Genomic DNA, 9,332 nt, shown 5'->3' on the forward strand with positions numbered 1-9,332 from the left:
GTGCATGAATAAATCATGGCGACTGAAAAAAGTTGCCGCTTACTTGCGGGACTTCACGGTCTGGCAAGTGGTTGGAAACCTAGTTCAGTAGTTTTTAAAATACAATTTAAAATTTAAATTCGACTTTTATGAAATTTTTATTCCGTTTTTCGGTGTCTGTTTTTTCAATAAAAAACAAAATACTAACTTGGTTTCATCGGTAGGAATGGGGCTGCCGTCAATTTGCAGGCGACCTTCAGAAAGATCTGTTGTGGAAAAAATACGTTACGCCTCGTAAAGGAAGATTTACGAAAAGCCGCGTTCTGCGCCATGGATTCGGGTTGATGTGAGGGTTGTAAGGAAAAGCTTCCGATTGGCGCTCGGTAGTGTGGTTTGCAGGGGTCTGGTCCRCTTGTTTCAAGACGGTTTCAGCGGTGAGATGCGCCCATGCCTGTCGTGCAGGTGCATAACAAGAAGGAGGCGCAATGAACGCCGTGAGTCATTTTCATCTCTCTTCGAGGGGCGATTGTTCCATCGCCCCCGTCAACGACCCGCAAAGGTCTGAGCCTTTTTTTGCAGCCGCCCGAACCACTCGAGGCGGACACAGGCAATCCCGGCAAACGACACGCTGATTCAGCGGTGTCTGGCAGCAGGGGGTTACAGGTGTACAATGCGCCGCGTTTTAACTGTGACCTCCCTGCGTAAATGCGCAAACTCAAGGCTATCCGCTTTGTTAACTCCGCCGCGCCACAAGCGTGTCGGGTTCGATTTCGTCACAGATAAAAACAAACAGGTGACGCATGACCAGTAAAAAAACGCTGAACTCCTGGTGCCTGCGCTGGGGTTTGATCCGCGCTGCTTGATCCTGATCCGAGCGGCAACGTCTTAACGAACATTATCAAACCTTGCGTGAGACCCTTTTAATGAGTGGACAAAACTCGCATTCAGGTACGCTTCAACGCGGCCTGAAAAATCGCCATATTCAACTGATCGCCCTCGGTGGCGCGATCGGTACCGGATTGTTCCTGGGCTCTGCCGGTGTACTGAAATCGGCCGGCCCGTCGATGATCCTCGGCTACGCAATCTGTGGCTTCATCGCTTTCATGATCATGCGCCAACTGGGCGAAATGATCGTTGAAGAACCGGTGGCCGGCTCGTTCAGCCACTTTGCGCACAAGTACTGGGGCGGTTTCGCCGGCTTCCTGTCGGGCTGGAACTGCTGGATCCTGTACATCCTGGTGGGCATGTCGGAGCTGACGGCGGTCGGCAAATACGTGCACTACTGGTGGCCGGATGTCCCGACCTGGGTCTCGGCTGCAGCGTTCTTCGTGATGATCAATGCGATCAACCTGGCTAACGTCAAAGTCTTTGGTGAAGCGGAGTTCTGGTTCGCGATCATCAAGGTCGTGGCGATTGTCGGCATGATTGCCCTGGGCAGTTACCTGCTGGTCAGCGGCCATGGCGGCCCGCAAGCCTCGGTGACCAACCTGTGGGAACACGGCGGGTTCTTCCCGAATGGCGTCAGTGGTCTGGTGATGGCCATGGCGATCATCATGTTCTCCTTCGGCGGTCTGGAAATGCTCGGTTTCACCGCAGCAGAAGCCGACAAGCCGAAAACCGTGATCCCGAAAGCCATTAATCAGGTGATCTACCGGATCCTGATTTTCTACATCGGCGCACTGGTGGTTCTGCTGTCGCTGACTCCGTGGGACAGCTTGCTGGTGAGTCTGAATGCCTCCGGCGATGCCTATAGCGGCAGCCCGTTCGTTCAGGTGTTCTCGATGCTGGGCAGCAACACCGCGGCGCACATCCTCAACTTCGTGGTACTGACTGCTGCGCTGTCGGTGTACAACAGCGGCACTTACTGCAACAGCCGCATGTTGCTGGGCATGGCTGAACAGGGCGATGCCCCGAAAGGCCTGGCGAAGATCGACAAGCGCGGCGTACCGGTGCGTTCGATCCTGGCCTCGGCCGCGGTAACCTTCGTCGCCGTGGTGATGAACTACCTGATCCCGCAGCATGCGCTGGAACTGCTGATGTCGCTGGTGGTTGCAACGCTGGTGATCAACTGGGCGATGATCAGCTTCTCGCACTTCAAGTTCCGCCAGCACATGAACCGCACCAGACAAACGCCGCTGTTCAAGGCGCTGTGGTACCCGTACGGCAACTACATCTGCCTGGCGTTCGTGGCCTTCATCCTGTGCATCATGCTGATGATCCCGGGCATCCAGGTCTCGGTGTACGCGATTCCGGTGTGGGTCCTGTTCATGTGGGGCTGCTACAACATCAAGAACAAGCGCAGTGCTCAGCACGCGTTGAATGCTGCGGCTTCTGCTGTGAAGTAACGCAGAAAACAGAAACGACAAACCCGGCCATGTGCCGGGTTTGTTGTTTATGGGGTTCATACAAAACCCTGTGGGAGCGAGCCTGCTCGCGATTGCGGTTTGTCAGTCACATTGATGCTGCATGTGCCGTCGTCATCGCGAGCAGGCTCGCTCCCACAATGGTCTGTCATCTCCTTCAGGCTATTCGGGTATCCTGATGCACCCCTAACGCGGACACGCTTTTCCATGCTGGTGATTTCCAACAACGTGCATCTGCCGGATGCCGAGATCGAATTGACCGCCATTCGCGCGCAAGGCGCGGGTGGGCAGAACGTCAACAAGGTCTCCAGCGCGGTGCACCTGCGCTTCGATATTCCGGCGTCATCCTTGCCGGAGTTCTACAAGGAACGCTTGCTGGCGCTGCGTGACAGTCGGATCACCAGCGACGGCGTGATCATCATCAAGGCCCAGCAATACCGCACGCAGGAAGCCAACCGCGCCGATGCGCTGGCGCGTCTGACCGAGTTGATCCTCAGCGCCACCAAGGTTGAAAAGAAGCGTCGCCCGACCAAGCCGACCCTGGGCTCGAAGAAGCGTCGGCTGGAGTCAAAAACCAAACGCGGCTCGATCAAGGCCGGGCGCGGTAAAGTCGACTTCTAGCTTGCTTCGCGTTCCTCACGATACTTTTCGTTCAGGTGCAGTGGCGACTGTCGGTACAGATAGACGCTGAGCATCAAACCGCTCAAGGCGGCGAGGGCGGCGAACAGGAAAATCGAGGCAAAGCCGAATCCGGCTGCGATGGCGCCCGCCAACGGCCCGGTGATCCCCAGTGACAAGTCGATGAACAGCGAGTAAGCGCCAACTGCCGCGCCACGGCTGGAGGCGGGCACTAGATTCACCGCTTCCACCCCCAGCGCCGGGAACACCAGCGAGAAGCCGAAGCCGCTCAACGCCGCGCCTGCCAATGCCCAGTGTGCGTCTGGGGCCAGCCACAACAGCAACAGGCCAAGGGTTTCGACCGACAGGCAGGCAATCGCCACGCGAAAGCCGCCGAGGCGATTGATCAGGTTACCGAACAGCAGGCGCGCGCCAATGAAACAGGCACCGAACAGGCTCAGGCAGAGCACGGCGTTGTCCCAATGTCGGGTGGCGTAATACAGGGTGATGAAGGTGGCGATGGTCCCGAAGCCGATCGAGCCCAGCGCCAGCCCACAGCCGTGGGGCAGCACCCGCCCCAGCACATGCATGAACGGCAGGCGTTCGCCGGCAACGATCGGCGCCGCGGTTTTCGGCCAGGCCAACAGCAACCCCAGCGCGGCGAGCAACAGAATGCTCACGCCCATGCTCCACAGACCCAAATGATGAACCAGCAGCACGCCGAGCGGTGCACCGACGGCCAACGCGCCATAACTGGCGATGCCGTTCCAGGAGATGACCTTGGCGGTATTGGCCGCACCGACCCGACCGATGCCCCAACCAATCGATCCTGAACCGACCAGGCTTTCGGCGCTGCCCAGCACCAGTCGGCCGATCAGCAGGCTGATCAGGCTCAAGGTCGGCAGGTTTTGCGTCCAGGCCGACAGCAGCATGAACACGCCGCTCAAGCCGCACCCGGCCAGGCCGATCATTACCGCGCGTTTGCTGCCCTGGTTGTCGATGATCCTTCCTGCGTACGGGCGGCTGAGCAGGGTGGCGAGGTATTGCACACTGATCACCAGGCCCGCGATCACCGCGCCAAAGCCCAGGTCGCTGTGCACATAACCCGGCAAAACGGCCAAGGGGATGCCGATATTCAGATAGCCGATGAAGGTAAACAGGACGATGGAAACGACTTGCAGCGTGACCGCCATGGGGCGCTGAGGTTCTGGCATGGGAATGGGTCCACGGGACAGCAGGATAGATAGGCTGCTTATGATACCGGTGGTTGGATGCGCAGAGGGGGAGAAATTGGCGCCGGGTGTCGGTCGTTGTGTTGTCTGGCTGGAATCAGGATTTGGCGGGTGCGACCAGTTGCGTGGTCACCAGTGCGGCGAGGGCGTTTTCCTGGCTGCCGAAGCGGGTCAGGAGCAGGGCTTGTTTCTCGGGTGTCAGGCGATTCCAGACATCGATCATCTTTTCGGCAGTGCCGATCAGTACGCTGGCCTGGCTTTCGGTGAAGGTGTCGCTCATGTGCGGATCCTTGGTTCAGGCTGTGTGGAAAGCGCATGAATTAGCGCTTTCCACACGGTCTGGGTAGTGCTTTTTTCAGTCTTCGCTGTCGGCCTTGCGGCTGCCAGTGGCTTCTTTCGGCTCGGGCTTATGGGCACCGGCTTGTTGCGGGGTTGTCTGCGCAGTTTCGTGCAGGCTTGGGAAGGGGAGATTAGGAATCTCGTGCATGTTGGTTGCTCCTCGCAAGGTCTGTTTTTAAATCGCTGTGTAGATCCGCGCTTTTAAAAAAGCCTGGGCAGGATACAGCAGGGGAGATGACAGGGAGACTATTATCTCCCTTTGTTGCGACGGATGGCCGCAGTGTATTGCACGAGGTCGCAGACGCCGCGACCTGTAGCAGCTGCCGGAGGCGGCGTTCGGCGGCGTAGCCGTCGCAAAACCATTCATTGCGGTGTTTCAGGCAATCCGCGTTGGCAGGGTTTACGACGGCTGCGCCGCCGAACGCAGGCTACGCCAGCTGCTACGGGGGCGTATCAGTCCGTTAGTCTGCGCAGACGTCGGCGATGGCTTGCGCCAGCAAATCCAGGCGTGTGGCATCAATCCCGGCGACGTTGGCGCGACCGGAGCTGACCATGTACACACTGTGATGCTCCCGCAGGTTTTTCACCTGAGCCGGCGTCAAACCGGTGTAGGAAAACATCCCGCGTTGCACGCCGATATGCGCGAAGCGTTCGCCCAAGCCGTGTGGCTCCAGCGCTTCCACCAGGCCCGAGCGCAACTGCGCGATGCGCAAACGCATGGCTTCCACTTCATCGGCCCACAGCTGTTTCAGCTCCGGGTCGCCGAGGATGGTTGCCACCACGGCGGCGCCGTGATCCGGTGGTGTCGACCACAGGTTGCGGGCGATGTTGGCCAATTGGCTGCGGATATCCACCAGCTTTTCGGCATCCTTCGCGCAGACGATCAACGCGCCGGTGCGGTCGCGGTACAGGCCGAAGTTTTTCGAGCAGGAACTGGTGATCAGCAGCTCGGGCAGCTCAGCAGCAAACAATCGCACCGCCCAGGCGTCCTGCTCCAGACCATCGCCAAAACCCTGATAAGCGAAGTCGATCAGTGGCAGCAGTTCGCGGCTGCGAACTACGTCCAGCACACGACGCCAGTCATCGTGGGACAGGTCGAAACCGGTCGGGTTGTGACAGCAGGCGTGCAGCAGCACCACATCGCCCTTGGGAATCAGGTTCAGGGTTGCCAGCATCGCTTCGACATCTAGGCGATTGTCGCTGCCCACGTACGGATAGTGGCTGACCTTGAGGCCGGCGGTGGCGTAGATGGTTTCGTGAATCGGCCACGTCGGGTTGCTCAGCCAGATGCCACGCCCCGGCAGGCAGTGCGCAATGAAGTCGGCGCTCAAGCGCAAGGCGCCGGTGCCGCCCGGGGTTTGGGTTGCGCCGGCTCGCTGCTCGGCGATCAGCGCGGAATCGGCGCCCAGCACCAGCTCATTGATCACTTTGCCGAAAGCCGGGTCACCGTGACCGCCGATGTAAGTCTTGGTGGTCTGACGATCCACCAGGCGCAGTTCGGCAAGTTTCACCGACTGCGGAATCGGGGTCAGGCCCTGGGCATCCTTGTAGACGCCCACGCCAAGGTCGAACTTGCACGGGTTGCTGTCCTGCGCATAGGCCTCCATCAGGCCGAGAATCGGGTCGCCGGGTACTCGGCCGATGGCGTCGAAATGCATTATTTGCGGCCCTCGGCGTTTTTGGCCACTTCGTCAGTGCGCGCGGCCATGATGAAGTCGTTGCGGTGCAGGCCTTTGATCGAGTGGCTCCACCAGGTCACGGTGACTTTGCCCCATTCGGTGAGCAGGCCTGGGTGGTGGCCTTCGGCCTCGGAGATTTCACCCACGGCATTGGTAAAGGCCAGGGCGAATTTGAAATTCTTGAACAGGAAGACTTTTTCCAGCTGCATCACGCCATCGCGAACTTCGATGTTCCAGTCAGGGATCTGCTTGATCAGTACCGGCAGTTCTTCGTCGCTGACTTGTGGGGCATCGGCACGGCAGGCTTCGCAATGGGCTTGGTTCAGAGCGTTCATGGTGTATTCCTGAATTCGGTTCTTGTTAGACGTTACTATTTTTTGAGGGGCGCCGCGACTGCGGCGCTCTCAGGCCGCCTTGGGTTTAGGCGGAAACTTGGGTGCGTGCAGACCCAGCTGCATGCCTTGATGGACCATGCCCATGATGTCCTCGTGGGCCAGATCGAACAGGCGCTTGAGGTTCGGCAGGACAAAGTACAGCGGTTGCAGGATGTCGATGCGATACGGCGTGCGCATCGCTTCCAGCGGATCAAAGGCTTGATGCTCCGGTTCGCCGGACAGGCTGTACACGGTTTCTTTCGGCGAGGAGAGGATGCCGCCGCCGTAGATGCGTTTGCCTTGTGGGGTGTCGACCAAGCCAAACTCGATGGTCATCCAGTACAGGCGCGCCAGATAAACGCGTTCTTCCTTGGAAGCCTGTAGGCCGAGTTTGCCATAGGTGTGGGTGAATTCGGCGAACCAGGGGTTGGTCAGCAGCGGGCAGTGCCCAAAGATCTCGTGGAAAATGTCCGGCTCTTGCAGGTAATCCAGTTCTTCGCGAGTACGAATAAAGGTCGCGACCGGAAACTGCTTGCTGGCCAGCAATTCAAAGAAGGTCTGGAACGGAATCAGCGCGGGCACCCGGGCGACTTGCCAGCCGGTGGTCTCGCCGAGGACTTTGTTGATTTCGTCGAGTTGCGGAATGCGGTCATGGGGCAGGCCGAGTTTTTCGATGCCGTCCATGTATTCCTGGCACGCACGACCCTCGAGCACTTTCAGCTGGCGAGTGATCAGCGTATTCCACACTGCATGTTCTTCAGCGGTGTAGTGAATAAAACCTTGCGCATCGGGCTCGCGGGCCACGTATTGCGTCTGCTTCATGCTGCTCTCCTGCAAAGGGATACGTTCTTGTTATGTCTTGTTGCCTATGGACCTAGAGATAACTCGAAATGTGCGACCTTGCAGCAGGGTTTGAACGTTGCGCGTAGGAGAATTCCCTGATTTTCGTAAAGTATTCGTTACGGATGAGTGGCTGTGGCGTAGGTATTGAGATTTTCAGGTTTGAAAAGGCCTTGGGCTGTCACATAATCTTGACGACAAACTTCGCGCCTTGGCAGAAAAATCCTCGCCACGCGCCTCATTTACCATCGTTCAGGCCTTTATATGCGTATCAAAGTCCACTGCCAGAACCGCATCGGTATCCTGCGCGACATTCTCAACCTGTTGGTGGAGTACGGGATCAACGTAGCTCGAGGTGAGGTCGGCGGCGAACATGGCAACGCGATCTACCTGCATTGCCCGAACCTGATCAATCTTCAGTTCCAGGCACTGCGTCCGAAGTTCGAGGCCATCGCCGGTGTGTTCGGCGTCAAACGCGTAGGGCTGATGCCCAGCGAGCGTCGGCATATGGAGCTGAATGCCTTGCTCGGCGCACTGGAGTTTCCGGTGCTGTCGATCGACATGGGCGGCTCGATCGTCGCGGCCAACCGCGCCGCCGCGCAATTGCTCGGGGTGCGGGTGGACGAGGTGCCGGGCATTCCTTTGTCGCGGTATGCCGAGGACTTCGATCTGCCGGAGCTGGTACGCGCCAACAAGTCGCGGATCAATGGTTTGCGCGTCAAGGTCAAGGGCGACGTGTTCCTGGCCGATATCGCGCCGTTGCAATCGGAGCATGACGACAGCGAGGCCATGGCCGGTGCGGTGCTGACGCTGCACCGGGCGGACCGGGTCGGCGAACGCATCTATAACGTGCGCAAGCAGGAGTTGCGCGGTTTCGACAGCATCTTCCAGAGTTCTAAAGTCATGGCCGCGGTGGTGCGTGAAGCGCGGCGCATGGCGCCACTGGATGCGCCGCTGCTGATTGAGGGTGAGACCGGCACCGGTAAAGAACTGTTAGCCCGCGCCTGTCACCTGGCCAGCCCACGCGGGCAGTCGCCATTGATGGCGCTTAATTGCGCCGGGCTGCCGGAGTCGATGGCCGAGACCGAGCTGTTCGGTTATGGCCCGGGGGCGTTCGAAGGGGCGCGGGCCGAAGGCAAGCTCGGGCTGCTGGAGTTGACGGCGGGCGGTACGTTGTTTCTCGATGGTGTGGGGGAAATGAGTCCGCGCTTGCAGGTGAAATTGCTGCGGTTCTTGCAGGACGGTTGCTTCCGTCGGGTCGGCAGTGATGAAGAGGTTTACCTGGATGTGCGGGTGATCTGCGCCACCCAGGTCGATTTGTCTGAACTGTGTGCCCGCGGTGAATTCCGTCAGGATCTTTACCATCGCTTGAATGTGCTTTCACTGCATATTCCGCCGCTGCGTGAATGCCTCGACGGTCTGACGCCGCTGGTCGAGCACTTCCTCGATCAGGCCAGTCGGCAGATTGGTTGTCCACTACCGAAGCTGGCACCGGCGGCGATGGAGCGGCTCAGCCATTACCACTGGCCGGGCAACGTCCGGCAGTTGGAGAACGTGCTGTTTCAGGCGGTTTCGCTGTGTGACGGCGGCACGGTCAAGGCAGAGCATATTCGCCTGCCGGATTACGGCGTGCGCCAGCCTCTGGGGGATTTCTCGCTGGAAGGCGGGCTGGACGAGATTGTCGGGCGTTTCGAAAAGGCGGTGCTGGAGCGGCTGTATGCCGAGTACCCGAGCAGTCGCCTTTTGGGCAAGCGCCTCGGGGTTTCTCATACCACTATCGCCAACAAACTACGTGAGTATGAAGTCGGCAAGACCGAATCATAGCCAAAAACTGTATTGGCTCTGGTGGTCTCTTCGCGAGCAAGCCCGCTCCTACAGGGGAATACATTCCAAATGTGGGAGCGGGCT

9 protein-coding genes are annotated in these 9,332 nt (G+C 58.8%); 3 read left to right on the forward strand and 6 right to left on the reverse strand.

Going from position 1 to position 9,332, the window contains the following annotated elements; genetic code table 11:
* Positions 1–902: 902 nt before the first annotated feature.
* Entirely contained in the window at positions 903–2,324 is a 1,422-nt protein-coding gene (locus AC1DH9_RS13575; protein WP_427539152.1) for an amino acid permease, read from the forward strand.
* Positions 2,325–2,549: 225 nt separating this feature from the next.
* Entirely contained in the window at positions 2,550–2,963 is a 414-nt protein-coding gene (gene arfB, locus AC1DH9_RS13580) for an alternative ribosome rescue aminoacyl-tRNA hydrolase ArfB (protein WP_019692415.1), read from the forward strand.
* Here arfB and AC1DH9_RS13585 read toward each other — a convergent pair.
* The 6 genes from AC1DH9_RS13585 to phhA all read right to left on the reverse strand — a co-directional run bounded on the left by AC1DH9_RS13585 (position 2,960) and on the right by phhA (position 7,406).
* Positions 2,960–4,174 (reverse strand): MFS transporter, encoded by a 1,215-nt coding sequence (locus AC1DH9_RS13585; protein WP_427539149.1) that lies wholly within the window; start codon positions 4,172–4,174, stop codon positions 2,960–2,962. The genes arfB and AC1DH9_RS13585 overlap by 4 nt on opposite strands.
* Before the next feature lie 115 nt (positions 4,175–4,289).
* On the reverse strand, positions 4,290–4,472 hold the full coding sequence (locus AC1DH9_RS13590; protein WP_019692413.1) for a hypothetical protein: 183 nt from the start codon (positions 4,470–4,472) through the stop codon (positions 4,290–4,292).
* Between the two features lie 75 nt (positions 4,473–4,547).
* On the reverse strand, positions 4,548–4,679 hold the full coding sequence (locus AC1DH9_RS13595; protein ID WP_256583854.1) for a hypothetical protein: 132 nt from the start codon (positions 4,677–4,679) through the stop codon (positions 4,548–4,550).
* Between the two features lie 313 nt (positions 4,680–4,992).
* Entirely contained in the window at positions 4,993–6,189 is a 1,197-nt protein-coding gene (locus AC1DH9_RS13600) for an amino acid aminotransferase (RefSeq protein ID WP_427539146.1), read from the reverse strand.
* The gene (locus tag AC1DH9_RS13605) at positions 6,189–6,545 is read right to left on the reverse strand and encodes a 4a-hydroxytetrahydrobiopterin dehydratase (protein WP_427539143.1); all 357 of its coding nucleotides are present in this window, start codon (positions 6,543–6,545) and stop codon (positions 6,189–6,191) included. The genes AC1DH9_RS13600 and AC1DH9_RS13605 overlap by 1 nt, the downstream gene beginning before the upstream one ends.
* A 69-nt stretch (positions 6,546–6,614) precedes the next feature.
* Positions 6,615–7,406, reverse strand: a complete 792-nt coding sequence (gene phhA / locus AC1DH9_RS13610; RefSeq protein ID WP_054596268.1) for a phenylalanine 4-monooxygenase — start codon at positions 7,404–7,406, stop codon at positions 6,615–6,617.
* 282 nt (positions 7,407–7,688) lie between these two features.
* Between phhA and AC1DH9_RS13615 the strand changes: the two genes are divergently transcribed.
* On the forward strand, positions 7,689–9,248 hold the full coding sequence (locus tag AC1DH9_RS13615; protein WP_427539140.1) for a sigma-54-dependent transcriptional regulator: 1,560 nt from the start codon (positions 7,689–7,691) through the stop codon (positions 9,246–9,248).
* The last annotated feature ends 84 nt before the right edge of the window (positions 9,249–9,332 follow it).

Source organism: Pseudomonas sp. 05T35 (genome assembly GCF_056396605.1).

What these genes read in the sequence shown, in the direction of transcription:
- AC1DH9_RS13575 (WP_427539152.1), top strand. Translation starts at nt 903, where the DNA reads ATGAGTGGACAAAACTCGCATTCAGGTACGCTTCAACGCGGCCTGAAA.
- arfB (WP_019692415.1), top strand. Translation starts at nt 2,550, where the DNA reads ATGCTGGTGATTTCCAACAACGTGCATCTGCCGGATGCCGAGATCGAA.
- AC1DH9_RS13585 (WP_427539149.1), bottom strand. Translation starts at nt 4,174, where the DNA reads ATGCCAGAACCTCAGCGCCCCATGGCGGTCACGCTGCAAGTCGTTTCC.
- AC1DH9_RS13590 (WP_019692413.1), bottom strand. Translation starts at nt 4,472, where the DNA reads ATGAGCGACACCTTCACCGAAAGCCAGGCCAGCGTACTGATCGGCACT.
- AC1DH9_RS13595 (WP_256583854.1), bottom strand. Translation starts at nt 4,679, where the DNA reads ATGCACGAGATTCCTAATCTCCCCTTCCCAAGCCTGCACGAAACTGCG.
- AC1DH9_RS13600 (WP_427539146.1), bottom strand. Translation starts at nt 6,189, where the DNA reads ATGCATTTCGACGCCATCGGCCGAGTACCCGGCGACCCGATTCTCGGC.
- AC1DH9_RS13605 (WP_427539143.1), bottom strand. Translation starts at nt 6,545, where the DNA reads ATGAACGCTCTGAACCAAGCCCATTGCGAAGCCTGCCGTGCCGATGCC.
- phhA (WP_054596268.1), bottom strand. Translation starts at nt 7,406, where the DNA reads ATGAAGCAGACGCAATACGTGGCCCGCGAGCCCGATGCGCAAGGTTTT.
- AC1DH9_RS13615 (WP_427539140.1), top strand. Translation starts at nt 7,689, where the DNA reads ATGCGTATCAAAGTCCACTGCCAGAACCGCATCGGTATCCTGCGCGAC.